This is a genomic window from Corallococcus sp. bb12-1, from assembly GCF_026626765.1.
GTDB classification, from domain to species: domain Bacteria; phylum Myxococcota; class Myxococcia; order Myxococcales; family Myxococcaceae; genus Corallococcus; species Corallococcus terminator.
In genome coordinates this window covers 369,484-394,783 of sequence record NZ_JAPNJZ010000027.1, presented here as the reverse complement: position 1 = coordinate 394,783, position 25,300 = coordinate 369,484, and the positions used below count along the sequence as shown (strand labels likewise).

21 protein-coding genes are annotated in these 25,300 nt (G+C 69.2%); 12 read left to right on the top strand and 9 right to left on the bottom strand.

The features are described 5' to 3' along the window. Window positions 1–67: 67 nt before the first annotated feature. The 6 genes from secA (at window position 68) to OV208_RS32660 (ending at window position 7,583) form a co-directional block, all read left to right on the top strand. Entirely contained in the window at window positions 68–2,899 is a 2,832-nt protein-coding gene (secA, locus tag OV208_RS32685) for a preprotein translocase subunit SecA (protein WP_267577840.1), read from the top strand. A gap of 342 nt (window positions 2,900–3,241) precedes the next feature. Then, window positions 3,242–4,228 carry a 30S ribosomal protein S2 gene (gene rpsB, locus OV208_RS32680; RefSeq protein ID WP_267577839.1) on the top strand — a complete coding sequence of 329 codons (987 nt, stop codon included), beginning with the start codon at window positions 3,242–3,244 and terminating at the stop codon, window positions 4,226–4,228. A gap of 170 nt (window positions 4,229–4,398) precedes the next feature. After that, a complete protein-coding gene (gene tsf / locus OV208_RS32675; RefSeq protein WP_267577838.1) occupies window positions 4,399–5,052 on the top strand; it encodes a translation elongation factor Ts in 654 nt (217 codons plus the stop codon). A 195-nt stretch (window positions 5,053–5,247) separates the two neighbouring features. Beyond that, a complete protein-coding gene (gene pyrH / locus OV208_RS32670) occupies window positions 5,248–5,994 on the top strand; it encodes a UMP kinase (protein ID WP_267577837.1) in 747 nt (248 codons plus the stop codon). A 42-nt stretch (window positions 5,995–6,036) separates the two neighbouring features. After that, the gene (gene frr / locus OV208_RS32665) at window positions 6,037–6,591 is read left to right on the top strand and encodes a ribosome recycling factor (protein ID WP_120543370.1); all 555 of its coding nucleotides are present in this window, start codon (window positions 6,037–6,039) and stop codon (window positions 6,589–6,591) included. Next, window positions 6,591–7,583 carry a diguanylate cyclase gene (locus OV208_RS32660; protein ID WP_267577836.1) on the top strand — a complete coding sequence of 331 codons (993 nt, stop codon included), beginning with the start codon at window positions 6,591–6,593 and terminating at the stop codon, window positions 7,581–7,583. Before frr ends, OV208_RS32660 begins: the two co-directional genes overlap by 1 nt. Here the strand turns inward: OV208_RS32660 and cyaY are convergent. Next, window positions 7,571–7,903, bottom strand: coding sequence for an iron donor protein CyaY (cyaY, locus tag OV208_RS32655; protein ID WP_267577835.1), 333 nt, complete (start codon window positions 7,901–7,903; stop codon window positions 7,571–7,573). The genes OV208_RS32660 and cyaY overlap by 13 nt on opposite strands. A gap of 16 nt (window positions 7,904–7,919) precedes the next feature. Beyond that, a complete protein-coding gene (locus OV208_RS32650; protein ID WP_120543373.1) occupies window positions 7,920–8,462 on the bottom strand; it encodes a SixA phosphatase family protein in 543 nt (180 codons plus the stop codon). 186 nt (window positions 8,463–8,648) lie between these two features. On the opposite strand from OV208_RS32650, the gene OV208_RS32645 reads away from it, so the two are divergent. Beyond that, on the top strand, window positions 8,649–9,329 hold the full coding sequence (locus OV208_RS32645; protein WP_267577834.1) for a hypothetical protein: 681 nt from the start codon (window positions 8,649–8,651) through the stop codon (window positions 9,327–9,329). A 1-nt stretch (window position 9,330) separates the two neighbouring features. On the opposite strand, the gene OV208_RS32640 is transcribed toward OV208_RS32645, so the two are convergent. Beyond that, window positions 9,331–13,122, bottom strand: coding sequence for an FAD-dependent oxidoreductase (locus tag OV208_RS32640; RefSeq protein WP_267577833.1), 3,792 nt, complete (start codon window positions 13,120–13,122; stop codon window positions 9,331–9,333). A gap of 185 nt (window positions 13,123–13,307) precedes the next feature. Between OV208_RS32640 and OV208_RS32635 the strand changes: the two genes are divergently transcribed. After that, window positions 13,308–14,246 (top strand): class I SAM-dependent methyltransferase, encoded by a 939-nt coding sequence (locus tag OV208_RS32635; RefSeq protein WP_267577832.1) that lies wholly within the window; start codon window positions 13,308–13,310, stop codon window positions 14,244–14,246. A gap of 14 nt (window positions 14,247–14,260) precedes the next feature. Then, complete coding sequence (locus OV208_RS32630; protein WP_267577831.1) at window positions 14,261–16,165, top strand: hypothetical protein; 1,905 nt, start codon at window positions 14,261–14,263, stop codon at window positions 16,163–16,165. Window positions 16,166–16,171: 6 nt separating this feature from the next. On the opposite strand, the gene OV208_RS32625 is transcribed toward OV208_RS32630, so the two are convergent. Genes OV208_RS32625 through OV208_RS32615 form a run of 3 tightly spaced genes read right to left on the bottom strand, consistent with a single transcriptional unit; the run spans window position 16,172 to window position 20,200 of the window. Then, a complete protein-coding gene (locus OV208_RS32625; protein WP_267577830.1) occupies window positions 16,172–16,975 on the bottom strand; it encodes a hypothetical protein in 804 nt (267 codons plus the stop codon). A 43-nt stretch (window positions 16,976–17,018) separates the two neighbouring features. Next, window positions 17,019–17,969 carry a hypothetical protein gene (locus OV208_RS32620; RefSeq protein ID WP_267577829.1) on the bottom strand — a complete coding sequence of 317 codons (951 nt, stop codon included), beginning with the start codon at window positions 17,967–17,969 and terminating at the stop codon, window positions 17,019–17,021. Beyond that, window positions 17,966–20,200 carry a glycosyltransferase family 4 protein gene (locus OV208_RS32615; RefSeq protein WP_267577828.1) on the bottom strand — a complete coding sequence of 745 codons (2,235 nt, stop codon included), beginning with the start codon at window positions 20,198–20,200 and terminating at the stop codon, window positions 17,966–17,968. The genes OV208_RS32620 and OV208_RS32615 overlap by 4 nt, the downstream gene beginning before the upstream one ends. Before the next feature lie 43 nt (window positions 20,201–20,243). Between OV208_RS32615 and OV208_RS32610 the strand changes: the two genes are divergently transcribed. Together OV208_RS32610 and OV208_RS32605 are read left to right on the top strand one after the other, a co-directional pair. Continuing rightward, window positions 20,244–21,344 (top strand): glycosyltransferase family 4 protein, encoded by a 1,101-nt coding sequence (locus OV208_RS32610; RefSeq protein ID WP_267577827.1) that lies wholly within the window; start codon window positions 20,244–20,246, stop codon window positions 21,342–21,344. A gap of 62 nt (window positions 21,345–21,406) precedes the next feature. Further along, entirely contained in the window at window positions 21,407–21,973 is a 567-nt protein-coding gene (locus OV208_RS32605) for a hypothetical protein (protein WP_267577826.1), read from the top strand. A 57-nt stretch (window positions 21,974–22,030) separates the two neighbouring features. On the opposite strand, the gene OV208_RS32600 is transcribed toward OV208_RS32605, so the two are convergent. After that, entirely contained in the window at window positions 22,031–22,540 is a 510-nt protein-coding gene (locus OV208_RS32600) for an NADAR family protein (RefSeq protein ID WP_267577825.1), read from the bottom strand. A gap of 92 nt (window positions 22,541–22,632) precedes the next feature. Here OV208_RS32600 and OV208_RS32595 point away from each other — a divergent pair, with 92 nt between their 5' ends. Further along, window positions 22,633–23,367: a hypothetical protein gene (locus OV208_RS32595; protein WP_267577824.1), complete on the top strand. Its 735-nt coding sequence runs from the start codon at window positions 22,633–22,635 to the stop codon at window positions 23,365–23,367. A gap of 24 nt (window positions 23,368–23,391) precedes the next feature. Here OV208_RS32595 and OV208_RS32590 read toward each other — a convergent pair whose 3' ends face one another. After that, a complete protein-coding gene (locus OV208_RS32590; RefSeq protein WP_267577823.1) occupies window positions 23,392–24,324 on the bottom strand; it encodes a GDP-mannose 4,6-dehydratase in 933 nt (310 codons plus the stop codon). Window position 24,325: 1 nt separating this feature from the next. Next, window positions 24,326–25,297 carry a GDP-mannose 4,6-dehydratase gene (gene gmd / locus OV208_RS32585; protein WP_267577822.1) on the bottom strand — a complete coding sequence of 324 codons (972 nt, stop codon included), beginning with the start codon at window positions 25,295–25,297 and terminating at the stop codon, window positions 24,326–24,328. Between the last annotated feature and the right edge of the window lie 3 nt (window positions 25,298–25,300).

The following is a 25,300-nucleotide window of genomic DNA, read 5'->3' as shown; positions in this document are numbered from 1 at the left end:
TTACATCTCCTGGGAATTCCCTTCACTCGCCGCCTTCCTTCGAGGATTCTCCGGCGAGAGAGCCAACATGATTGAATGGACGCTAAAGAAGCTCATCGGGACGAAGAATGAGCGCGAGCTCAAGAAGGCCCGACTGAAGATTGCTCGCATCAACGAGCTGGAACCCCGCATGAAGGCCCTCAAGGACGAGGACTTCGCGCGCGAGACCGCCCGGATGAAGCAGGAGATCCAGAACGGCCGTCCCCTGGACGAGCTGCTCTTCGAGGCCTTCGCGCTCACTCGCGAGGCGTCGAGCCGGGTCATCGGCCAGCGCCACTATGACGTCCAGTTGGTGGGCGGCGTCTTCCTGCACGAGGGCTGCATCGCGGAGATGCGCACCGGTGAAGGCAAGACGCTCACCGCGACGCTGCCCTCCTACCTCAACGCGCTGTCCGGCCGGGGCGTCCACGTCGTCACCGTGAACGACTACCTGGCCCGCCGCGACGCCGAGTGGATGGGCCGCGTCTACAAGTTCTTGGGCATGACGACGGGCTGCGTGCTCCACGAGCTGTCCGACAAGCAGCGGCAGGAGTCGTACCGCTCGGACATCACCTACGGGCAGAACAACGAGTTCGGCTTCGACTACCTGCGCGACAACATGAAGTTCCGTCTGCAGGACTACGTCCAGCGGGAGCTCAACTACGCCATCGTCGACGAAGTGGACTCCATCCTCATCGACGAGGCCCGCACGCCGCTCATCATCTCCGGGCCCACCGAGGACAGCACCGACAAGTACTACCGGGTGGATCAGGTCATCCCGGGCCTTGTTCCGGACCAGGACTACACCCTGGATGAGAAGCACCGCGCGGTGGCCCTCACCGACGACGGCATCGACAAGCTCCAGAAGCGCCTGAGCGTCGGCAACCTCTACGACCCGGGCGAAATCGAAACCCTCCACCACGTCGAACAGGCCCTGCGCGCGCACACGCTCTACAAGCGCGACAAGGACTACGTGGTGAAGGACGGCGAGGTGCAGATCGTCGACGAGTTCACCGGCCGCCTCATGCCGGGCCGGCGCTGGTCGGACGGTCTCCACCAGGCCATCGAGGCCAAGGAGGGCGTGAAGATTGAAAACGAGAACCAGACGCTCGCCACGGTCTCGTTCCAGAACTACTTCCGCATGTACTCCAAGCTGTCCGGCATGACGGGCACCGCGGACACGGAAGCCGAAGAGTTTGCGAAGATCTACAACCTGGACGTGCGCGTCATCCCGACCAACCGGCCGGCGGTGCGTCTGGACCAGCAGGACGTGGTCTACAAGACGGAGCGCGAGAAGTTCGAGGCCGTCGCCGCGCAGATTGAAGAGCTGCACAAGGCCGGCCAGCCGGTGCTCGTGGGCACGGTGTCCATCGCCAAGAGCGAAGTGGTCGCCAACTTCCTCAAGAAGCGCGGCGTGCCGCACAACGTCCTCAACGCCAAGGCCCACCAGCGCGAAGCCGACATCGTCGCGCAGGCCGGCCGCAAGGGCGCGGTCACCATCTCCACCAACATGGCCGGCCGAGGCACGGACATCCTCCTGGGCGGCAACCCCGAGGTGATGACCAAGAGCGCCATGGGCTCGCCGCCGGAAGTCCCCGAGTCGTCGGACGGCCAGCCGGTGGACATGACCGCCTACCAGGCCGCCCAGGCGGACTGGGAAGCGCGCTTCGCCGAGACCAAGGCGAAGAACGAGGAGCTGACGAAGCAGGAGCGCGCGGACGTCATGGCCGCGGGCGGCCTCTTCATCATCGGCACCGAGCGCCACGAGTCCCGCCGCGTCGACAACCAGCTGCGTGGCCGCGCCGGCCGCCAGGGTGACCCGGGCGGCAGCCGCTTCTTCCTGTCGCTCGAAGACGACCTGATGCGCATCTTCGGGTCCGAGCGCATCCAGACGCTGATGGAGCGCCTGGGCATGGAAGAGGGCGAGGTCATCGAGCACATCTGGCTGTCGCGGGCCATCGAGGGCGCGCAGAAGCGGGTCGAAGGTCACAACTTCGACCAGCGCAAGAACCTGCTCGAGTACGACGACGTGATGAACCAGCAGCGGCGCACCATCTACAAGCTGCGCCGTCAGGTGCTGGCTTCCGGTGCCGGCATGCCGCTGGTGGAGTACGAGGAGGACCTGAAGACTCGCGTCAAGACGCGCTCCGAGCGCGTCATCACCTGGGCGGACTTCCGGGAGATGGTGCTGGACGCGGTGGAGGACGTCGTCGTGTCCCTGACGGACACCTACGCCCCCACGCGCAGCTCCGACACCTGGGACATCGCCTCGCTGTCCGCGGCGGTGAAGGAGTCCTTCAACCTGGAGATGAGCTTCGAGGGCACGGGCAACCGCGACGAACTCCAGGATCAGATCTACGCGGCGGCGGAGAAGGTCTTCACCGCCCGCGAGCAGGAGTTCAGCGAAGACTTCATGCGCTTCCTGCAGTACCGGTACCTGGCCACCATCGACCAGCTCTGGAAGGACCACCTGCTGGCCATGGACCACCTGCGTCAGGGCATCGGCCTGCGCGGCTACGGCCAGAAGGACCCGAAGCAGGAGTACAAGAAGGAGGGCTACCAGGGCTTCATCCAGATGCTCTCCGCCATCAAGACGCAGTTCGTCAGCCAGATGATGCGCGTCCAGGCCCGCTCCGCCTCCAGCGCGGCGGAGGAGACCGCTCGCATCCAGCGGCAGCTCGCCCAGCAGCAGCAGAAGGCCGTGGAAGGCCGCGCGGACGCGGAAGGGAAGATCGAGGAGGCCACCGCCACGCCCGTCGCCCAGCGCGCGGCCGCCGCGGCCTCCTCCGATGCCCCCCGTGTGGGCCGCAACGACCCCTGCCCCTGCGGCAGCGGCCGCAAGTACAAGAAGTGCCACGGCGCCAACGAGGCCAACGCCTAGTTTCCGCCTGAAGCCCTGACGTGCCCTCCGGCGCGGTCGCCCTCCCTGCCAAGGGGAGCGGAGGCCGCGCCGGTCGCTTTCCCGGACGGCCGCAGGGGAGGGGAGCGGGCTTGGACCCGGAGAACCCGGAAGGGCGGAGTGCTGAAGCTTGCGCCCCTCTTGAGCGTTCTGCTAAGGACCCCGCGCCCTGTTATGTAGGGGCCGGGCCGTACGCCCGAAGGCAGTCGAAGCACCCACTACTCACACGTGCGTGCCGGTCTCCGGTGCCCCTCCAGGTGGAAGGGCCAGGGCCGGGAACTCCACAACGCGCGTGGCGGAACACAACCGGAAGGTACACGCACCATGGAAACCCAGCAGGATACGCAGACGCAGGCCCAGGCGATGGCCGCCGCGAGCGGCATCACGATGCGCCAGCTGCTCGAGGCCGGCGTCCACTTCGGCCACCAGACCAAGCGCTGGAACCCGAAGATGAAGCCCTACATCTTCGGTGCCCGTAACGGCATCTACATCATCGACCTGCAGAAGACCGTGACGATGGCCCGGTCGGCCTTCCGCTTCGTCGCGGACATCACGGCCCGTGGCGGGTCGGTGCTCTTCGTCGGCACCAAGAAGCAGGCGCAGGACGTCATCCGCGAGGAGGCCGCGCGCGCCGGTCAGTTCTTCGTCACCAGCCGCTGGCTGGGTGGCACGCTGACGAACTTCAAGACCATCAAGCAGGGCATCGACCGCCTCAAGATGCTGGAGAAGATGGCCGAGGACGGCACCTTCGAGCGCCTGCCCAAGAAGGAAGTCGCCCAGCTCGACCGTGAGCGCGAGAAGCTGGAGAAGAACCTGGGCGGCGTGAAGGACATGGCGAAGCTGCCCCGCTGCGTCTTCATCATCGACCCGAAGAAGGAGCACATCGCCATCCACGAGGCCACCCGCCTGGGCATCCCGTTGATTGGTCTGGTGGACACGAACTGCGATCCGGACGGCATCGACTTCGTCATCCCGGGCAACGACGACGCCATCCGCTCCATCAAGCTCTTCACGTCGAAGATCGCGGACGCGTGCCTTGAGGGTGCGGCGCGCTACCGTGCGTCCGGCGCCGCCGAGCGCGACGAGCAGGAGGAGCGTGAGGGCCGTGACGACCGCCGCGACCGCGATGATCGCCGGGGTCCCCGCCGCAACGACCGCCGCGACCGCGATGACCGCCGGGGTGGTGGTGGTGACCGTGGCGGCGAGCGCCGTGGCCCCCTCGTGGAGATGAAGGGCGCTGCCGCCCCCGTCGCCGTCGAGCAGCCCGCCGCTGCCCCCGCCGAGGGTGGCGAGACGCCGTCGGCCGAGTAGTCGCCGCGTCCTCGCTTCCCACGCAGCTTCCGGAGTCGGCCGGGCGGCACCTTCCAAGGCCCGCTGTCCGGCCGTCTCCGTTTTTTCGTTCCAGCGGTACCCCCTGAACTCATGGCTTCCGCCCACGGCGCACGCCGCCGTGCTCGGAGCAAAGATAGAGAGAGACGCACATGGCTGAGATCAGCGCCCAGATGGTGAAGGACCTCCGCGAGCGGACCGGCGCGGGCTTGATGGACTGCAAGAAGGCCCTGTCGGAGTCGGCGGGTGACTTCGTGAAGGCCGAGGAATGGCTGCGCAAGAAGGGCATCTCGCGCGCCGCCGGCAAGGAAGGCCGCGTCGCCGCCGAAGGCATCGTCACCAGCTACATCCACGGCGGCCGTATCGGCGTCATCGTGGAGGTCAACTGCGAGACGGACTTCGTCGCGCGCAACACCGACTTCCAGGAACTGGCGAAGGACGTGGCCATGCAGATCGCCGCGGCCAGCCCCAAGTTCGTGCGCCGCGAGGAAGTGCCGCAGGACGCGATGGACAAGGAGAAGGAGATCCAGCGCGAGCTGCTCAAGCAGCAGGGCAAGCCCGAGGCGATGCTGGAGAAGATCCTCGTGGGCAAGATGGAGAAGTACTACGAGGGCGTCTGCCTGGTGGATCAGATCTGGGTGAAGGACGACAAGAAGAAGGTCGGTGAGATGATCACCGAGCGCGCCGCGAAGATTGGCGAGAAGGTCTCCGTGCGCCGCTTCGTCCGCTACGAAGTGGGCGAGGGCATTGAGAAGAAGAAGGACGACCTCGCCGCCGAGGTCGCCAAGACGCTGGGCCAGGCCTAAGCGCGCTTCGCCGTCCTGCCGCACCCGGGGCCGCGTGCTCGGGGTTTCCCCTCACAGGGAAGCTCCGGGGGCGCGGCCCTCGGTATTCCTGGACCCCACTCCAGGGCGTCCGGACGCCCGGCATCGGACGGTGCGGCCCTGGGCACGACTTCCGTCGTTGATCGGGCGCGGGGCGGGGGATAGAAGCGGTCGCGTATGTCCGAATCCACCTCTCCCTACAAGCGCATCCTCCTCAAACTTTCGGGCGAAGCCCTGATGGGCGAGGGGAAGTACGGCATCCACCCCCCCACCCTCACGCGCATCGCTGAAGAAATCGCCGAGCTGTCCCGGGCGGGAATCGAGCTGGCCGTCGTCATTGGCGGAGGCAATATCTTCCGCGGCGTGGCCGGTGCGACGGAAGGCATGGACCGCGCGAGCGCCGACTACATGGGCATGCTCGCCACCTGCATCAACTCCATGGCGATGCAGGACGCGCTGGAGAAGCAGGGCCTGAAGACGCGCGTGCAGTCCGCCATCAAGATGGAGCAGATCGCCGAGCCCTACATCCGCCGGCGCGCGGTGCGCCACCTGGAGAAGGGCCGCGTCGTCATCTTCGCCGCGGGCACGGGCAACCCGTACTTCACCACCGACACGGCCGCGTCGCTGCGCGCGATGGAAATCAACGCGCAGGTCATCCTCAAGGCTACCAAGGTGGATGGCGTCTACAACGCCGACCCGAAGAAGGACCCCACGGCGCGGCGCTACCGGACGCTGACGTACATGGACGTGCTCAAGCAGAACCTCAGCGTGATGGACTCCACGGCCATCTCGCTGTGCATGGACAACAAGCTGCCCATCATCGTGTTCGACCTGGGCACGCGCGGGAACATCCACCGCGCCGTCATGGGCAAGCAGGGTGAGTTTGGCACCGTCGTCGGGGCCACCGAGACGGTCTGGGCCTGAAACCCCGAACAGGGCTGACACAAGCTTCTGGAGGAGACTGCAATGGCTGACACCGTCGCGGAACTGAAGCCTCGTATCGACAAGACGCTGGAAGACCTCAAGCGGGAGCTCACCAAGGTGCGCACCGGCCGCGCGAGCACCGCCATCCTCGACAACATCCGGGTGGACCAGTACGGCACGCTGACGCCGCTGGCGGGCGTGGCCAGCATCAACGCGCCCGAGCCCCGGCTCATCACCATCAAGCCCTGGGACAAGAGCGTCCTGAAGGACATCGAGAAGGCCCTGCGTCAGTCGGACCTGGGCATCAACCCGATGAACGACGGCGAAATGATCCGTCTGCCCTTCCCGCCGCTCACCGAGGAGCGCCGCAAGGAGATCGTCAAGCAGGTGAAGACCAAGGCGGAGGACCACAAGGTGGCCATCCGCAACCACCGGCGCGACATCCTGGAGGCCCTCAAGGGCCAGCAGAAGGACAAGAAGATCACCGAGGACGACCTCAAGCGCTTCACCAAGGACGTGGAGGACAAGACGGCCGCGGGCATCAAGGAGGTCGACAAGATCTACGCGGCCAAGGAAGCAGAGGTCATGAAGGTCTGATGGCCACCGTCCTCCTGGCCGAACCGTCCGCTCCCGTCGCCAGCGCCCTGCGCCGGTTCCTGGAGGGCGTCGGCCACGAGGTGGCCTGGGTGGGCAGCGCCGCGGAAGCGCGCCGCCTGCTGGAAGACCGTCCGCCGGGAGTGCTCGTGGCGTCCGCGAGCCTTCCCGTGGACGGGGAAGCCCTCTGCCAGGAGCTGCGTCAGAAGGGCTCCCGGCTGCCTGTCCTGCTGGTGTACCCGCCGGACGAGGAGCACGCGGACACCCGCGCCGCCGAAGCCGGGGCGGAAGGGTGCCTGGTGGGGCCCCTCAAGCGCGGCACCGTCGTGACGTGCGTGAGCCTGGTGCTGCGCCTGGCGGAGGCAGGGACGCGTCCTGTGGCCCCGGAGGCCGCTGCCGCCGCTTCGGCCGTCGCCATCCCGGCCCGTCCCGGAGGCCTTCCGGAGCGGCGGGCCTCCCGCACGGACCTGTTCGCGGTGAGCTCCTCCCCGGACTTCGACTTCCTCAAGCGCCTCTTGCTGATGGAGGTGAAGCGCAGCCGGCGCTACCGCTACCCCATCTCCCTGCTGCTGGTGGAGGTGGACCGCTTCACCGAACACACCCTGAGCCTTGCCCCGCAGGCGCGCACCGCGTTGCTCGCGGAGGCGCTGGGGCTCCTGACGGCGGGGGTGCGGGACATCGACGTGGTGGTGCCCTTCGCGGACAGCCGCTTCGTGGTGTTCCTGCCCCATACGCCGCGCTCTGGAGCCCGGGTGGTGGCGGAGCGGCTGCTCGAACGGATGCACGCCCTGAAGGCCTTGCCGGGCGCCACGGCGTCCGTGGGCGTGGCGGTGTCCGAACCCCCGGCGGGGGGCACCAAGGCGCTCACGCAGGGCGCGGGCCTCAGCTTCGGAGGGCTCTTGAAGGAAGCAGGGGATGCGCTGCGCCGGGCCCAGGCGGGCGGGGGCGACAGCGTGGTGGTGGCCCAGGCGGGCCCCGGCACTCAGGAGGGGTAGGCGAGATCCTGGCCGGTGAGGTGCTTCACGACGCCCGCGACGAAGGCGAACAGCTCCAGCCCCTTGCCCTTGTCGTCCTTCCAGGTGCGCGAGGCTTCGTCGTAGTCGAAGTGGATGCCCTGGCCCTGGCCGGCCACCCAGAGCTGCCGGACGGCGCGCTGGGTGTTGATGATGCACTTCTCACGGGAGGCGGCCGTCAGCGTCACCATGTCGCCGGTGACGTCGGCTTCCAGCACGTCCGGATCGAAGGCATCCGCCGCCGCCAGGATGCGCTTGAACGCAGCGGCGACGAGCGGGTTGTAGCGGACTTCGTCCATCATGGCCGGGTTCCCGACGTCACTGGATGACGTCGAGGACCTGCTGGCCAGGGGCGGCGTAGAACAGGAACTTCAGGTGCTGGGCGGGGGGGTTCTCACCCTTCTCGCCGGGGACCTGGTCCTCGGTGCTGGTGGGCGTCTCCGGCCACTCCATCGCGATGACCGTACCCGGGTTCACCGGCTTGGGGAACGACTGCATCCCCAGGAGGTGCGCCGCCAACGCGCCCATGGAGGGCTGATGGCCGACGAGGACGAGGTTCTCGTCGTTGTACTCCTTGAGCACCGGCTCCACGGCGCCCACCGGCATGTCCGGCAGCAGGCTGCGGTGCACGCGCAGGAGTCCGTCATGCTTCGTCGAGAAGGAGAGGATCTGCGCCGTCTGAACGGTGCGCACCAGCGGGCTGGTGAGGATGAGGTTGATGGGCCCCATGCGCTCCGACAGCGACGCGAAGTGCTGAGCAATGTTCGCACGGGCCTTCGCGGTCAGCGCGCGCGCCTCGTCGCCGAGACCCTCGGGGCTCTCCGCGTCCGCTTCGCCGTGCCTTACCAGGAAAATCCTCAAAGTCCCTCCACTGAACGCGACAAGCCCGCGGTTCGTACATGACCGTGGCCCGGTAGGTCAAAGGTAATGAGGCGAATGTTCAGTGGCCGGAACAGGCGACGGGGAGTCGGCGTTCGGCAACCGGCGCTCGCGGAGGCCCGTCGAAGCATACACTGCCCCACGCCGGTGGCGGTCCCTGGAGGTGGCATGCGCAAGCTGTGGTGGTGGTTGCCCGTGGTCGTCATGCTCTCCGCGTGTCGCAAGGATACGGTCGGAGAGGGCCCGGAGGCTGGCACCGAAGGAGGGCAGACGGTCGCCCGCCTGGAGGGCGAGGCAGTCGCAGGCCCTGACGGGGACGGTCCCTACACGGTGACGAAGGCCAAGCTGGATGCGTACGTGGGCTACCAGCGCAAGATGCTGGAGGTCTACGGCTCGCTGATGCGGGGCCTGCAGGACATGGGGCCGCTGATGGACGCGGGCACGCCCAAGGCGCTGGAGGCGGCCCGCTCCGGCCTGAAGCTCATCGAGCGCAAGGCCCAGGCGGAGACCGACGCACGCACCGCCGCGGGGCTCACCACCGACGAGGTCAACCGCATCGCGGAGGTCGTCACGACCGTCATCAGCCAGCGGCAGATGGGCCGCACGCTCCAGTACGAGGAGGAGCTCAAGAAGCTGGAGGCGCTCCAGGCCCGCATGCCCGCCGAACAGCAGCAGGAGCTGGCGCCGCAGGTGGAGTCCATGCGGCGCGAGGTGGACGCCTTCCAGATGCTCCCGGAGGCGCGCCGCGAGTTCGGCGACGCCAACGTGGACGTGGTGCTCACCCGCGAAGCCGACCTGACGAAGAACTATCAGGACATGCTCAAGGCCTTCGCGGGCGTGCGGCACTGACTCACACGCGCTTGAGGTGCGGGGCCTTCTTCAACAGCTGCGCGAGGAAGGTGTCGCCCATCTTCTCCAGCACCGTGTTGCCGCGCAGGCGCTGGTTCAGGTTGACGAAGTCCACGTGGTCCAACCGCTGGTCCTGGTTGTAGCAGGAGAACACCCACGTCTCCTTGCCGGTGAGCGGGTCCACGTGCCGCTGGAGACACTGGGCGCAGATCTCCTTCATCATGCACTGCATCGGTGAGTTGATGGACCCGATGGCCTCGTGCCCGGGCTTCAGGTACGGCTGGAGGATGCCGTGCCGCGCCTCGGCCACCGCGCGCATCATCCGGTCCGAGCCGATGGCGATGATGCGGTCCACCTCGCTCAGCGAAATCACCGGCGCCACGCCCAGTTTGCCTTCGGCGTAGGCCACCATCGCCTGCACCACGTTGCCCCGGAAGGCCGCGTCCTGGGGACGCCGGACGTCCAGCAGCTCCCCACCGTCCACGGACCAGATGACCTGGTCGGTGCCCAGTTCAATCTCCTCCTGCTTGAACGAGTCCGCCTTCATCCGGTAGCCGGCGAAGTAGACGACGCGGCAGCCCGCGGCCTTGAGCGAGCGCGCGATGGAGAAGAGCACCGCGTTGCCCAGGCCGCCGCCCACCAGCACCACCGTCTCGTTGTGGCCGATTTCGGTGGGCGCGCCCGTGGGGCCCATCAGCACGACGGGCTCGCCGGGCTTGAGCGCGGCGCACAGGCGGGACGAGGAGCCCATCTCCAGCACGATGGTGCCCATCAGCCCCTTCTCCTTGTCCACCCACGCGCCCGTGAGGGCCAGGCCCTCCATGGTGAGGCGCACGCCATCCACGACGGGGGCGCTCCGCTCGAAGTTCTGCAGGCGGTAGAACTGGCCGGGCAGGAAGTGGCTCGCCGCGAAGGGCGCGCGCACCACCACCTCCACGATGGTCGGCGTCAGGCGGTTCACCGCGACGACGGTGGCGAGGAAGGCCTCGTCCAGCTTCGCGAAGTGCTCCGTGCGCTTCGCCTCGCGCGCCGCCTGGGCGCCCTCGTCGGTGAAGTCCAGGCCCGCCACTTCCTTCGCGAACAGGCGCGCCACCTGCGGGTGCCCGTCCTTCGCGCTGGCCATGGCCTTCACCACGTTGCCCGCGTAGCTCGGGTGGTTGTCGCCGTAGAAGGACACGAAGCGGCCGTCCTTCTCGTAGGACGTGAAGAAGCCCACCTTCGCCTCCGGGTCCTCCGAGGCCGGCACCGACTGGAGCGTGAAGCGGTCCGGCGTACCGTCCGTGGCCTCCACCAGCTCGTGGCCCTGGAAGTACTCCTTGCGCTTGTCGAGCTGGAAGGTGCCCGGGTATTCCTTCTCGTACGTGACGTTGGGGGACGTGCCCGCGGCCACGCACACCGTCTTCGCGGGCAGCTCGAAGAACTGGCCGCTGCCCTTGAGCTTGCCGTCCACCGTCACCATGCGCTCGAACTTGAGGGCGCGCACCGCTCCGGAGTCGTCCTGCAACGCCTCCACGGGGCTCATCCGTTCGATGAACCGGATGCCCTCCTCCAGCGCCTTGGTCACCTCCTCGTGGTTGAGGCGGTAGGCGGGGGACTCGGTGAGGCCGCGGCGGTAGCAGAGGCTCACGCCGCCCCACGAACGCACCAGGTGGATGAAGTCCGGCGAGCGGCCTTCGGCCTGGGCCTTCTGGCGTTCGGCGCGGACCGCGCGGCCGTGCTCCAGGAAGGTCTGGTAGGTGGCGCGCTCCTCGGTGTCCAGGCGCGCGACGACGCCTTCCTCGCCCAGGTCCGCCACCAGCTTCTCGTGGCGCTCCAGCGTCTTCTCCACCTGCACCGGGTAATACGCCATCAGCTCCGTGGCGGTGTCGATGCCGGTGAGGCCGCCGCCGATGACGATGGCCGGCAGCTGCACCTGGAGGTTCGCCAGCGAGTCGCGCTTGAAGGCGCCCGTGAGCTGGAGCGCCATCAGGAAGTCGGAGGCCTTGCGGATGCCCCGGATGAGGTTGTTCTTCATCCCGATGATGGTGGGACGGCCCGCGCCCGCGGCGATGGCCACGTGGTCGAAGCCCAGCGCCCACGCGTCGTCCATGGTCAACGTGCCGCCGAAGCGGATGCCGCCGTAGATGCGCAGACCCTCGCGGCGCGCGAGCGTCAGGTGGATGAGCGTGAGGAAGTTCTTGTCCCAGCGCACGGTGATTCCGTACTCGGACACGCCGCCGAAGCCCTCCAGCACGCGCTCGTCCAGCTCTCGCGTGAGCCCTCGCCAGTCGCGGATGGGCGCCAGCTTGTGGCCGCCACGGCCCACCAGTTCGTCGGGGAAGGGTTCAATCTTGAGGCCGTCCACGCCGGTGACGGCGAAGCCTTCATTGAGCAGGTAGTGCGACAGCGTGTAGCCGGCGGGGCCCAGGCCCACCACCATCACGTTGCGGCCCACGTAGGGCAGGGCGTACGGACGGCGGATGTTGAGCGGGTTCCAGCGCGTGAGCAGGCCGTAGATTTCAAAGCCCCACGGCAGCTCCAGCACGTCGGTGAGCGTGGCCGTCTCCGCCAGCGGGATGTTCACTGGCTCCTGCTTCTGGAAGATGCACGCCTTCATGCAGTCGTTGCAGATGCGGTGGCCGGTGCCCGGGCACATCGGATTGTCCAGCGTCACCATGGCCAGCGCCGCCACGGAGTCACCCTCGCGCTTGAGCGCGTGCGCTTCGGAGATGCGCTCGTCCAGCGGGCAGCCGGTGAGCGGGATGCCCAGGGGGTTCTTCTTGAACGAGTGCCCCTCCGCCACGGGGTCCTTCGCGGGGAAGCCCTTGGAGCACGAGTCCTTCTGCCGCTCGTGGCAGATGACGCAGTAGTCCACCTCGTTCATCACGTCGCGCGACGTGCCCCGGCGGTCGGTGAGCTTGAAGCCGTCGCGGTGGCGCAGGTGGTGCTCCAGCCCTTCGGTCTTCTCCTCCAGGTCCGCGTCCGGGCGCTGCAACTGCACCAACTGGTCGAACACCAGGGGCTTGGGCAGCCGCAGCGTGGGCCAGGTGTGGAAGAGCGCCTTCGTTTCCGGGTGCAGGGCGCGGGCGTACGTCCACCGGTCCGCCAGGGACAGGAGCGCGCGCACGGCCTGGAGCTCCGCCGCGTCGTCGCCCTTCGTCACCAGGCTGGAGCCGAAGGCGTCCGCACCCTCGGGGGCGGCGGTGAGCGCGACGCGCAGGGCGGCCCACTGCTCACGCAGGGCGGGGGCGCGCTCCGCTTGCGCGGGGGGAAGGTTGCCGGAGAAGAGCCGCTCGATGTCGAGCAGCGTCAGGATGGACTCCGCGAGGCCGCGCTCCAGGTCGCCGTGCGCGAGCGCGTCCGGGAAGCCCAGTTGCATGAGCAGGCGCATGCGGCCGTCGAGCGCCGGGAACTCCGCGAGCGCCGGACGGTCCTGGGCGCCCTTCTTGAAGACGCGGCGCGTGATGAATTCGCGCTTGAAGTCGAAAAGGGGCAGCTCCCCGCGCAGGTGACGGGCCAGCCGCTCGGACTCCGTGCCGATGCCGAACAGGGTGGCGACGAAGCGCGACACGTGGCGGGCCACCTGGATGAGCAGGTCGGACTCGGCCGGGCCGGACGGGGTGGTGCCTCCGGACTTGCGGTAGGCGTCGAAGGCCTGGAACAGGTCCGGGGCGTCGCCCTGGAGCTGCGCGTCGAAGCGCTCCGCCAGCCGGCGCAGGCCGCTGGGGCGGTACAGGTCCTCGAAGGAGAAACCCGGCAGGCCCAGGTGGAGGGTGGGAGCAGGGGCGGAGGCGGGTTCGTTCAAGGCGCGCATGTCACGGGACGGGGGAGGTGAACCTGGGACAACGATTCCGGAAGGGGGCCTATTTCGCGGCGTGTCGTCCGGAAAGCAAGGGGGCTTACGGGCAAGGATGGGTCCAGGCGATGGGCGCCAGTGCCCCCGCTTGTCCCCATCCGACGTGTTGAGGCGGCCCTGCCTTGGGATTACGGTGCGCCGCCATGATGGACAACGCAGCTCGCCGCACCGCCGAACCGCACCTGGCCCCTGTGCCGGACGCCTGTTACCTGTGCAAGGGAGGGCGCCTGCGGCTGCGTCACCGGGCGCGCGTCGCCGGAACCCAACCCGAGGGGGCGGCTGCCTACAACTGCACCTCCTTCGGGCACCGCAGCCACCCGCCCATCTGGGGCTGCGAGGACTGCGGGATGATGTTCCAGTGGCCCATCCAGTCGCCGGATGCCCTGCTGCAGGCGTACCAGGACGTGGAGGATCCGCTCTACGTCGCGGAGAAGGACAACCGCTACCACACCTTCCGCCGCGTGCTGCGCGAGCTGGGCCCGGCCCAGGGGCGCACGCTGCTGGATGTGGGCGCCTACTGCGGCTACTTCCTGGACGTGGCGCGGGACGCGGGCTTCCGCCCGGAGGGGTTGGAGCTGTCGCGCTGGGCGGGCAACAACGCGCGCGGCCTGGGCTTCACCGTGCACGGCGTGCCCTTGAAGGAGCTGGCGGCGAAGGGGCTCCAGTACGACGTGGTGACGCTGTGGGACGTGGTGGAGCACTTCGCGGATCCGCGCGAGGAGCTGAAGGCCGCGCTGAAGCTGGTGCGCCCCGGGGGCCGCATCTACCTGTCCACCATCGACGTGGGCAGCCTGCTGGCGCGCGTGATGGGCGGGCAGTGGCCGTGGCTGATGGACATGCACCTCTTCTATTTCGGCCGCCGCACCCTGGCGATGCTGCTGGAGGAGGTGGGCTTCCACGTCACGGATGCCCGGACGTACACGCACATCATCTCCGCGGACTACCTGCTGCGGAAGGTGGGGGCGAGCTTCACGCCCGCGGCGCCGGTGCTGGAGCTGGTGCGGCGGGGCGTGCCGTCCAGCTGGTCCATCCCGTTCAACCTGGGTGACAACATGCTGATGGCCGCCGAGCGGCCTCTCTGAGTCCCCCGGCGACCATGTCCCTCCCCATGTCCCGCTGGATGCGGTGGGCGCTCCACCCGCTGGCGCTGGCGGTGTCCTTCCTGCTGTCGGCGTTCCACACCTGGCCGCTCGTGTCCCAGATGAAGGGGTACGTGCTGGGCGGCCGGGAAGACGTCTACATGAACATGTGGCACTTCTGGTGGATGCGGCAGTCCCTCTGGGTGCAGCCGCAGAACCCCTTCTTCGCGCCCTTGCTGCACTGGCCGCTGGGGGCGGAGCTGTACTGGCACACGCTGGCGCCCGCGAAGACGCTCTGGGGCGTGGTGCTGCTGCCGTGGATGCCGGTGGAGACGGCGTACAACATCGTGATCTTCGGCTCGTTCGTGCTGACGGGCTACACGTCGTGGCTGCTCTTGCGCTACCTGCTGGAGCGCGCGGGCCACGGGCCATGGCTTGCGGCGGCGGCGGCGCTGGCGGGCGCGTGCGTGTTCAACTTCTCGCGCTACCACCTGGCGCACGCGATGGCGCACCTGAACCTCTCCGCGCTGGAGGGGCTGCCCCTCTACCTCTACTTCTTCTTCCGGTGGCTGGACGAGGGGAAGCGGCGGTGGCTGGTGGGGCTGGCGGTCTCCGCGTTGTACGTGTTGCTGTGTGACTACTACTACCTCGTCTACATCGCGCTGTTCTCGCTCTTGTGGGTGGTGGCGGAGCGGTGGAAGCGGGGGCCGCTGCTGGCGCTGGACACGTGGAAGGACCCGCTCATGCGCCGCGCGGCGGTGGCGGGGCTGGCCGCGGGGCTCGCGTGCGTGCCGCCCATCGTGCCGCTGCTCCTGCATGCGTTCCCCGCGCCGCTGCAGATCCACCACGGGGACTCCGACTACTTCACGGACCTCTATGCGTTCTTCATCCCGGACACGCGCTCGGCGTGGATGACGTCGCTGCCGGACAAGGCGCGTGAGTTCTCCGTGGAGTTGGTGCGGACGAAGATGGCCACCAACGCGGAGGAGTCGGGCACGTTCCTGGGCTGGCTGACGCCGCTGCTGGCCGTCTTCGCGTTGTGGCGGGGCGTGCCGGAGGGGCGCCGGTGGCTGGGGCTGGGGCTGGGCTTCGCGGTGTTGTCGATGGGGACGGTGCTCAACATCGGGTTGGAGGACCGGCTGTCCCCGGTGGTGCTGCTCTTCATCATCGGGCTCGTCGTGGCGCTGGTGCCGTCGTGGCGCGAGCGCGTGTGGCGGCGGGACGTGGTGCTGTTCCTGGCGCTCGCGGTCTGGCTGTCGTGGTCTGAACCGCTGACGGCGTTCGGCCAGCCGCTCAAGGTGCAGATTCCGATGCCCTACGTGGTCTTCAAGCACGTGGTGCCGCTGTTCTCACGCGGCGGCATGCCGGTGCGCTTCATGCTGCTCACGTTCCTGGCGCTGTCGGTGCTGGTGGCGTTCGCGGCGGCGCACGCGGGGGCCCTGGCGTCGCGGCGCGATGCGCGGCTGGGCGTGGCGGTGGCGCTCGCGGTGGCCCTGGTTCCCAACGTGGAGTACCGGGGCCTGGCGATGCTCATGCCCGAGGTGCCCCGGTTGCCACCGGTGTTCGAGGAGATCCGTCAGGCGCCCATGCCGGTGGCGGTGCTGACGGACAACATCCTGGGTCAGTGGGAGCAGATCTTCCACGGCAAGCCGGTGTCCTTCGCGCGGCTGTCGCGGCTGCCGGTGCGCGAGCAGGGCCTGGTGGACTCGCGGTTGATCCGCGCGGCGGAGGGGATGCGCTCCGCCTTCGCCCCCGTCACGCCCGAGGAGCGCGCGGAGATGCGGCGCTTCCTCAAGGAGCACCACTTCCGGTGGTACGTGACCCATTACTTCCACCCGGTCCGTCACCGGTTCATCGAGGAGGAGCTGGGTGGAGAGCTGGTGCACCGGGACGGCTACGTCACCGTCTACCGGTTCCCCTGAGGGCGCTCAGTCGCATTCGGCGAACTGCTCGTTCTGGCGCTTCGGTTCGCTGGCGGAGACGGTGCTTCCGTTCACCTTCACGGTGACGACCTCGTCCCCGGACACCAAGGCGCCGCACTCGCCGCCTGCCGCGCCACAGCTGCGGGTGAAGAGGAAGGTGCCGTCCTTGGACGCTTCCAGTTTCGTGGTGTCGCAGGTGTAGACCAGGGGGCCATCGCCCGTGTTCCGGTCGGCATCCTCCTCGCCCACGGCGTCCGCCGAGCCGAGCACCTCGCCGTCCGTGCCGAAGAGGACGAAGTGGTACCGGGTCCGCGAGCTGCGGTCCCACTGCCCTTCATGTTCTTCTTCGTTCTCGCGCTCCTGTCGGGTGAACGCGTGCAGGGTTGCGCCGGAAGGCAGCTTAAAGGATTCCTCCCGGGCCTCCAGGGCGGCGCCTTCGTGCTGGGGGCAGGACCACTTCTTCGCGGGGACCTTCACCTCGCGGGAGTAGGTCTCCGGGGAGAGCAGCTTGATGTGCTCGACGATGGAGGGGGCCTTGTCGGGGGCGCAGACGCCCATGAGCCACACCCAGAAGCCGGGCTTGAGACCGGGCACGGTCTTGCTCTGGACGAGCTTGGGATAGCCGTCCTCGAGCTTCAGGCCCGTCTTTTCGAGCACGTTGCCGAGGTCACCCCAGTAGTTCTTCTCGGCCTCGGCGTCGGCCTGGGTCTTGGCGCCCTTCCAGATGATCGCGACGGCATTGCCGGCGGCCCCGGCCGGCGAGGACCCGAGCAGGGTCAGCAGGCCCAGGGCGATGATGCATGAACGCACGAGGATTCCCCCTTCGACTGCGATGGATACGCCGTCCGCGAGGCTAATTCTTCTTCGGGCCGCCGCGCTTCGCCCGGGAGCGGCGCGCGGGGGGACGCTTCGCGGGGGCGGGCTCGGTGGGGCTGGCTGCACCCTCGGGGCGGGGAGGCACTTCGCGGGCGGGGCGCGGAGGCTTCGCGGGCCGCTTCTGCTGGGCGCGGACGGGCCGCGTGGCGGCGGTGCGGGGCTTGTCCTGCGGGCCCTGTGCGCGAGCTTGCCGTGACGGACGCTGGGGCTTGGAGGGACGTCCCGCATCGCCGCGGGATGGCGGAGTGGGGGCCGCCGGGGTACCCGAAGCCGGGACGTGCGCGGGTGGCCCTTCGGTGGGAGCGGTCTGTTCCCGCGGCCCAGGGGTGGGGGCCGGACGACCGTAGTCGATGGCGGGCGGGGGCTTCGGCGGCCGGGTGGTCGCGGCGGCGGATGGTTTCGGCGGACGGCTGTTCCCGTCGTGCGCGGGCATGGAGGGGTGGCCGTATTCGATGTCCGGGGGCGGCTTCGGGTGCCGGCTGGAGTCGAACCCGGGCGCCCTGGCCGGACGTGCGCCTTCCGCCTGCTGGGCCCGGGCGGCCTGGGCGCGCAGCGTGTCCACTTCACGGCGCAGCCGGATGACCTCCGCGGAGAGCTGGGCGTACGAGTCGCGCACCAGCCCGTTGAACACGCGCTGCCTGCCCAGCGTTTCGTTGATCAACACCTGGCACGACTTGCGGAAGGCCCACTTGGCCAGGAGGACCACCTGGCCCGCGCCTCCACGGTGCGTGTGCAGGGGCAGGGCGCGCGTGGTGTCCGCGTTCTCCTCCAGCGCGTGCATGTTGAAGGACAGCGGATCCACGCGCGGCTCGACGCCGTCCTCCGGCACCTCCGCCTTCTGCGACGTGGGCAGGCCGCGCGTGCGCAGCCGCTCTTCGATGCGGGCCACCAGGGCCCCCGTGGGAATGTCCCGTCCGAGCAGCTTCATCGGTGTGTCTCCTCGACGATGCGCGCCATTTCTTCCCGGTACGCCGCGACCACCTGGGGCCACGTGTGTCCCTGCGCGTAGGTGCGGGCCCGCTTGCCCAGCGCGTCGCGGGCCTCGCCCACTTCGCGCAGTCCTTCGATGAACGACGCCAGCCCCCGGTACACCCGGCCCGCGCCACTGCGCTCCACCTGTCCCACCAGCACGTCCGAGTACCCGTTCACCAGCACCGGCGTCCCGTGCGCGAACGCCTCCAGCGTCAGGAGCGACAGGCTCTCGAACTTCGAAGGCACCACCACCGCCAGTGCCCCGGCGAGCGCATCGTGCTTGTCCTGCTCCGCGATGCGCCCCACGTGCCGCACGCCTTCACCGTGCAGCTCCATGTGCGCCTCACCCGCGAGCACCAGCTCCGGCGCGTCCGCGTAGCGCTCCCGCAGCTTGCGGTAGAACGTCAGCAGCTCCGGTACGCCCTTGCCCGGCTCCAGCCGGCCCACGTAGAGCAGGTAGCGGCCGTGCACGCCGTGCTTCTCCCGGAAGCGCTCGGGTGCCGCCGGCAGGGCCTGCACCCCCACGCCCACCACCCGTGCCCGCGCGTGCTCCGGATGGAAGCGCCCGAACATGGCGACCTCCTCTGGCGTGTTGCACATCAGCACCCGGGGCCGGTTGAACACGTCGCCGTAGACGCCGAAGCGGATGGGCGGCTCGTCGTGCGCGGTGGGCACCAGCATCGCGCGGTCCGCCACCAGCGGCAGCCCCATCACCGTGGGCGCGTAGAGGTACGTGAAGAACAGGTAGCCGTCGTACGTGTCCTGCGTGGTGGCGAGATGGTCGATGAGGCCCGGGCTCAGCGGGCCCTGCTCCGCCACCCACTGCTCCTCGCGCAGCCGCTCGTTGCTCCGGTCGAACACCTGGCCCGACAGGCCGTTGAACGCGGGCATGTTGCGCGTGCGCGTCACCGGGAAGCGCAGGACCTTCACCCGGCCCATGCGCTCCTCGCCCGGCGGGAAGACGTTCTCCCACGTCAGGTGGTTCTTCGCGCAGGTGGTGAGCACCGTGATGTCCCAGTGCGGCGCCAGTCGCTCCGCGACCTGGGCCGCGTGGCTCTCCGCGCCGCCCGTCACCTCTCCGTAGCGTTGCACCACCAGCGCCACGCGAGGCCGCTTCGGGGTCCGGCGGGGTCTCGGCGGTGGGGGCACCACGCCCGCGAGCGCCTTCTCCAGCGACACCTGCGTGGCGGCGGGGGAGAAGTGCTGGAGCCGGCGCGTCTGGCCTTCGATGACGGACTGGCGCAGCGCGAGGTCCTCGCTCAGGTCCACCGCCAGCTCCGCGAGGAACGCGAAGCGCTTCTGGTCGAACCCGATGCCCGCGCCGCCCATCGTCTCCGGCACGGCCGCCGCCGCGTACGCCATCACCGGCACCTGCGAGGCCATGGCCTCGATGATGGGCACGCTGAAGCCCTCGTGCTCGCTCATGGAGACGAACACGGACGCGGAGCGGTACACGGACACCAACTGCGCATGCGTCAGGCGGCCCAGGAACTCCACCCCGCCCAGGGCCTTCGCCTCTTTCTGGAGCCCCTTGAAGTAGCGGCTGCCCGCTTCGTACCCGCCGACGAGCAGCAGGCGCGCCTGTGGGCGGATCCGCAGGAGTTCGCGGTGCAGCGCGAGCAGATCCTCGAAGCGCTTGTGCGGCATCACCCGGCTCACCGACACCAGGGTGGGGCCGGGACCCGACAGGCCCGCGAGCATCTCCGCGTCCGCGCCGGAGGCAGCGAAGCGCTCCGGTTCGATGAAGAGCTGCACGGTGTGCACGTTGCGGTGGCCCGCGACGCGCAGCTCCGCGCAGTTGTAGTCCGAGTCCCCGATGGACACGTCCAGGAAGGGCGCCATCGCGGCGACCTGCGCGCGGCCCGCGACCAGCGCGTGCTCCAGCGGCGTGCCCGGGTAGAAGCGCGCGGGGCTGATGTTGTGGAACACCACGCCGCGCTTGCAGTCCATGTGCATCAGACGTCCGCTCAAGGGGGACGCGATGCCATGGTGGTACAGGACGAGGTCGTCCGGTTTCGGGCGCAGCGCGAAGACGTGGCGGGCCATGCCCTCCAGGCCCGCGCCGACCTCCTCCGCGTAGATGTCGCCCGCGTGCCCCATGCGGCGCAGCAGGAGTTGAAGGTGCAGCGCGGCCTGCCCGGAGGCATCGCCGGGGCCGAAGCTCGGGATCAACTGGTGGACCGCCATGCGGGCCCGTGTCTAGCACAGGGGCATGGTATGAGGCGGCCCCGTGTCGACCCTCGGACCCATCGCCCTCGACGCCACCCTCTGGGACGAACCCACCACGGGCATCGGCCTGTACACCCGCTGCCTCGCCGACGCGTTGGAGGCCCAGGGCGTCGCACTGGACCGGATGGGCGCGCGCACGTCGGGCGAGCACCCCCGGGGCGTCCAGAAGCGGACGGCGTGGACGCTGGGCACGCTGCCCAAGGTGCTGCGGGAGTCTCCGCCGCCCGTCTACCACGCGCTCGGCAACTTCAACCTGCCGCTGCGGCGCGTGCCGGGCACGGCCTACGTGCTCACCGTGCACGACCTCGTGCCCCTGGACCTGCCGGACACGGTGTCCACGCCGTACCGCTGGCAGTTCCGGCTGTGGCTCGCGCGCAGCCTGACGACCGCGGATCGGCTGGTGTGCATCAGTGAGCGCACGCGCGATGACCTCCTGCGCCGCTTTCCGCAGGTGGAGCCGCGCACCGTGGTGGTGCCCAACGGCGTGGACCACGTGAACGTGCCGGAGCTGGACGCGGAGGGGGAGGACTTCCTGCGCGCGCTGACCCTGCCGAAGGACTACGTGCTCTACGCGGGCTCGCTCGATGTCCGCAAGAACGTGGACCTGGTGCTGGATGCGCAGGAGCGGCTCGCTGGGCAGGGCAAGCCCTTCACGCTGGTGCTCGCCGGACAGGGCTGGTTCGGCTCCGGCAAGGTGGAGACGCGCATCGCGCGGCTTCGCTCCGAAGGGTTGGACATCCGGGCCCTGGGCTACCAGCCGCCCTCCATCTTCTACGCGCTGATGCGCCGCGCGGCGCTGTTCGTCTTCCCCTCGCGCTACGAGGGCTTCGGCCTGCCGCCCCTGGAGGCCATGCGCCTGGGGACGCCCACCGTGGTGTCCACCGCGGGCTCGCTGCCGGAGGTGTGCGGCGCCGCCGCGCCCGCGGTGGATCCGGACGACGCGGAGGGACTGGCGGCGGTCATCCACCGACTGCTGGGCTCTCCCGGGGAGCGCCGTGCGCTCTCGGAGTCGGGCATCCATCAGGCCGCGAAGTTCACCTGGGCCCGCACCGCGGAACTGACGCGGGCCGCTTACGATGCGGCGCTCCGTCACCGCCGGTAGTCCACCGGTCGGAAGAAGACGGCGCCCGCCAACCGGCCCGCGAGGGCCCCTCTGGGAGGAACATGCGACTGCTCGTGTGGAGTGGAATCGTCTGCGGAATGCTGCTCGGGTGCGCCAGCTCGAACACCGCGCGCAAGGCGGATGAGGCGCAGGAGCCCCAGCCCACCGCGCCCGTGGAGCAGGAAGCCCCGCCCACCCCCGTGACGCCTCCGGAGCAGAAGGCCCCGTCGCCGGCGGAGGCCGCGGAGGTCAAGGAGGCGGAGGAGGTGTTGCCGCTGGAGGTCACCGAGACGCCCGCGCCTCGCGACCCCATCGCCATCGAATCGCAGAGAGTCCAGGGCAACATCCTGAAGCTCGGCGTGCGGCATGGCGGCGGCTGCAAGGTGCACCGCTACGGCCTCGCGTGGGACGGTCGGTTCACGAAGACGGCGAAGGGCGAGCCTCGCGCGGAGCTGACCGTGCTGCACGACTCGAACAGCGATCGGTGCAAGGCGCTCGTCTACAAGGACCTGTCGTTCGACCTCTCGCTCCTGAAGCAGGAGTGGAGCGAGAAGGGCCACGGCGACCGCGGGACGCTGCACCTGGACTTCAACGGCATGCCGGAGCAGTCCGCGCAGTTCAAGTTCTGACGGACGCGTCTGGAGGACGGAAGGGGACCCCGCTCGAACGAGGTCCCCTTGCGTTCCTCAGTGCTGCCGGACGGGCGTGTGTCCCTGCGCGATGAGGTCCTCGCGCAAGCGGGTGAGCACCTTGCCCAGCAGGTTCATCCCCCTCCAGGTGGCGGGGTCCTGGATGCGAGGGTCCTCCGCGCTCAAGCCCACGCCCCAGATGCGATCCATGGGACTGGCCTCCACCAGCTCCGTGCCCGCGGTGGCGAGCAGTGCATTCAGCAGCGACGGATGCTGCGTGAACTTCGCGTGGTTGCCCTCGTAGACGATGCGCTCCCGTTCGCGCTCCCACAGCCCCGCGTCGAACGGACTCACCTTGCGGCCCAGCGCCTTGTGCTGCTTGGGCGTGGCGGCGCGCAGCACCTGCTCCAGCACGCGCGTGTCCCCGAAGAGGCGCGCCTTGCCAGCCATCATGTACTGCTCAGCGCAGGTGTAGCGCACACCCTCCACTTCGAACACGCAGGGGTGCCACTGCGAGAACGGCGAGCCCTGCTGCCAGAAGAACGTGAACCGCGATTGCGTCCCCATCGCTGCCTCCCCAGGTCTTGGTGTGGTTTGTACACGAACGCATGGCGATGGAGGAACCTGACGGGGCCTCCTACAATGCCCGTCCGCCCGCCATGCGACTTCAAGAAGCCCAGAAGCTGTTGGACCGTTGTTTCACCGGCACCCGGGAGGGCGCATCCCGCCTCCACGAGCCCTCCGACCCGCGCTTCTCCGGACGCGGGGGCGCGGTGTGGCTGGAGTATCGCTGGTACGTGCGCGAGCGCGGCATGGCGGAGGTGTTCCTCAAGTGGGATCGGGTGCCCTCCGGCGCCGAGAAGACGGCCGAGGCCACGGTGCTGCGCACGCACCTGATGGGCCAGTCCCCCATGCTGTCGCAGCGCGCGCAGCGCACGGTGGAGGGCGGCACGCCGGCCCCGGAGCGTCTCCTGGACGTGCTGAAAGGGGACGGCATCCGCCGCGAGTGCGTCGCCAAGGGCCGCACCACCGTCACGGTGGAGCACTGGGACAGCACGCGTCCCACCGCGCTCCTGGATGTAGCGAAGTTCGAGGAGCTGGCCGCGCCCCTGGAGGCGGAGGACTCCACGCCGGAGTCGCGTCACGAAGCGGTGCAGCGGCTGTCGGCCGCGGAGCGCAGCCCTCGCGTGGTGGACGTGCTGCTGCGGATGGTGGCGCGCAAGCCGTCGCTGATGGCGCTGCGCATCCTGTCCGAGTGGGGCGAAGTCCAGGCCCGCCAGTACCTCCAGCGCGACCTGGCCGCCCTGACGCCGGGCAACGCGGCGGACCTGTGGGCCCTCACCGCGCTGGACCGGAGATTCGAAGCCTGGGAGGCCCTGGCGCGCCCCGTGTGAGGCACGCCAGGCCGGACGCTGCCGTCAGTGCGACGGAGCGCCGCCCACCCGGGGGCCCAGCACGTCGCGCAGCGCATCCGCGACGGAGAGCTTCGGGGACCAGCCCAGCGCGCGCAGCTTGTCCGCCGAACCCACGAGGCTGGGGATGTCGGAGGGGCGCAGCCGCGCGGGGTCCAACTCGATGCGCGCCTGCACACCGGCCAGATGGAGCATCTCCTCCAGCAGGCCGCGGATGGTGCGGCCCTCGCCGCTGCACACGTTGTACGCCTGCCCCGGCTCGCCCTTCGCGAGCAGAAGCCGGTACGCGTCCACCACGTCCTTCACGTGGGAGAAGTCGCGGATGGCGTCCAGGTTGCCGGTGCGCAGGACGGGGTCCACCGTGCCCAGCGCGATGGCGCGAATCTGGGCGGCGAACGACGGCACGACGAAGGTGGGGTCCTGCCCCGAGCCCAGGTGGTTGAAGGGCCGGGCGAGGATGACCTCCATGCCGTAGCTGCGGAAGAACTGTTCCCCGGCCAGCTCCGCGGCGGACTTCGACGCCGAGTACGGGCTCAGGGGCACGTGCGGGTGCGACTCCGTCGCGAGGGTGCCTTCCGCGACGGGGCCATAGACTTCACCCGAGCCCACCACCAGCACGCGCGCCTTGGGGGCGTTCTCGCGCAGGGCGGTGAGCAGGTGCAGCACGCCCATGGTGTTCACCGCGAAGACGCGCGCGGGGTTCTGGTGGCTCTTGGCCACCGAGCTGAAGCCGGCCAGGTGCAGCACGGCTTCCGGCTTCACCTCGGCGACCGCCGCCTTGACCTTCGCCTCGTCGGCGATGTCGAAATGCAGGGCGGTGCTGCTGATGCCCTCGCCTCGGGGCCCATGCACCTCCACCACTTCGTCGCCGGCCGCCCGAAGGGCGTGACAGGCATGCCGGCCGACGAAGCCATCCGCTCCCGTGACGAGGACGCGCATCTTACCGCTGCCCTGCCTTCACGCGCTCCATGTCGGCGTCGACCATCATCTCCACCAGCTCCTGGAAGCGGACGGTGGGCTCCCAGCCGAGCTTCTTCTTGGCCTTGGCCGCGTCGCCGATGAGCAGGTCCACTTCCGCCGGGCGCACGAACGCCGGGTCGGTGAAGACGTACTTCGTATAGTCCAGGCCCACGCGCGCGAAGGCGATCTCCACCAGCTCCTTCACGGTGTGCGTCTCGTTGGTGGAGACGACGTAGTCGTCCGGCTCGTCCTGCTGGAGCATGCGCCACATGGCGTCCACGTAGTCGCCCGCGAAGCCCCAGTCGCGCTTCGCGTCCAGGTTGCCCATGGGCAGCTTGTCCTGGAGGCCGTGCTTGATGCGCGCCACGTTGTACGTGACCTTGCGCGTGACGAACTCCAGACCACGGCGGGGCGACTCGTGGTTGAAGAGGATGCCGCTCACCGCGAAGAGCTTGAAGGACTCGCGGTAGTTCACCGTGATGTGGTGGCCGTACGCCTTCGCCACGCCGTACGGGCTGCGCGGGTAGAAGGGCGTGTCCTCCGTCTGCGGCACTTCCAGCACCTTGCCGAACATCTCGCTGGAGGACGCCTGGTAGAAGCGCACCTGGGGCCGCGTGTGGCGGATGGCCTCCAGCATCTTCGTCACGCCCAGCGCCGTGAACTCACCGGTGAGCACCGGCTGGTTCCAGCTCGTGGGCACGAAGGACTGCGCCGCCAGGTTGTAGACCTCGTCCGGCTGCGTGAGGCTCAAGAGCGCCGCCAGCGAGAACTGGTCCAGCAGGTCTCCCTGGTGGAGCGTCACCTTCCCCTGGAGGTGGGCGATGCGCTCGAACTTCTCCTCGGAAGAGCGGCGCACCATGCCGTGCACCTCGTAGCCCTTCTTGAGCAGCAGCTCCGCCAGATAGCTGCCGTCCTGCCCGGTGATGCCCGTAATGAGTGCGCGCTTGGCCATGGC

Bases quoted from the DNA above. Each gene is read 5' to 3' on its own strand.
- OV208_RS32660 (WP_267577836.1), top strand. From the start codon at position 6,591: ATGGCCACCGTCCTCCTGGCCGAACCGTCCGCTCCCGTCGCCAGCGCC.
- cyaY (WP_267577835.1), bottom strand. From the start codon at position 7,903: ATGATGGACGAAGTCCGCTACAACCCGCTCGTCGCCGCTGCGTTCAAG.
- OV208_RS32600 (WP_267577825.1), bottom strand. From the start codon at position 22,540: ATGGGGACGCAATCGCGGTTCACGTTCTTCTGGCAGCAGGGCTCGCCG.
- OV208_RS32645 (WP_267577834.1), top strand. From the start codon at position 8,649: ATGCGCAAGCTGTGGTGGTGGTTGCCCGTGGTCGTCATGCTCTCCGCG.
- gmd (WP_267577822.1), bottom strand. From the start codon at position 25,297: ATGGCCAAGCGCGCACTCATTACGGGCATCACCGGGCAGGACGGCAGC.
- secA (WP_267577840.1), top strand. From the start codon at position 68: ATGATTGAATGGACGCTAAAGAAGCTCATCGGGACGAAGAATGAGCGC.
- OV208_RS32635 (WP_267577832.1), top strand. From the start codon at position 13,308: ATGATGGACAACGCAGCTCGCCGCACCGCCGAACCGCACCTGGCCCCT.
- rpsB (WP_267577839.1), top strand. From the start codon at position 3,242: ATGGAAACCCAGCAGGATACGCAGACGCAGGCCCAGGCGATGGCCGCC.
- OV208_RS32640 (WP_267577833.1), bottom strand. From the start codon at position 13,122: ATGCGCGCCTTGAACGAACCCGCCTCCGCCCCTGCTCCCACCCTCCAC.
- OV208_RS32605 (WP_267577826.1), top strand. From the start codon at position 21,407: ATGCGACTGCTCGTGTGGAGTGGAATCGTCTGCGGAATGCTGCTCGGG.
- OV208_RS32620 (WP_267577829.1), bottom strand. From the start codon at position 17,969: ATGAAGCTGCTCGGACGGGACATTCCCACGGGGGCCCTGGTGGCCCGC.
- OV208_RS32630 (WP_267577831.1), top strand. From the start codon at position 14,261: ATGTCCCTCCCCATGTCCCGCTGGATGCGGTGGGCGCTCCACCCGCTG.
- pyrH (WP_267577837.1), top strand. From the start codon at position 5,248: ATGTCCGAATCCACCTCTCCCTACAAGCGCATCCTCCTCAAACTTTCG.
- tsf (WP_267577838.1), top strand. From the start codon at position 4,399: ATGGCTGAGATCAGCGCCCAGATGGTGAAGGACCTCCGCGAGCGGACC.
- OV208_RS32595 (WP_267577824.1), top strand. From the start codon at position 22,633: ATGCGACTTCAAGAAGCCCAGAAGCTGTTGGACCGTTGTTTCACCGGC.
- OV208_RS32615 (WP_267577828.1), bottom strand. From the start codon at position 20,200: ATGGCGGTCCACCAGTTGATCCCGAGCTTCGGCCCCGGCGATGCCTCC.
- OV208_RS32590 (WP_267577823.1), bottom strand. From the start codon at position 24,324: ATGCGCGTCCTCGTCACGGGAGCGGATGGCTTCGTCGGCCGGCATGCC.
- frr (WP_120543370.1), top strand. From the start codon at position 6,037: ATGGCTGACACCGTCGCGGAACTGAAGCCTCGTATCGACAAGACGCTG.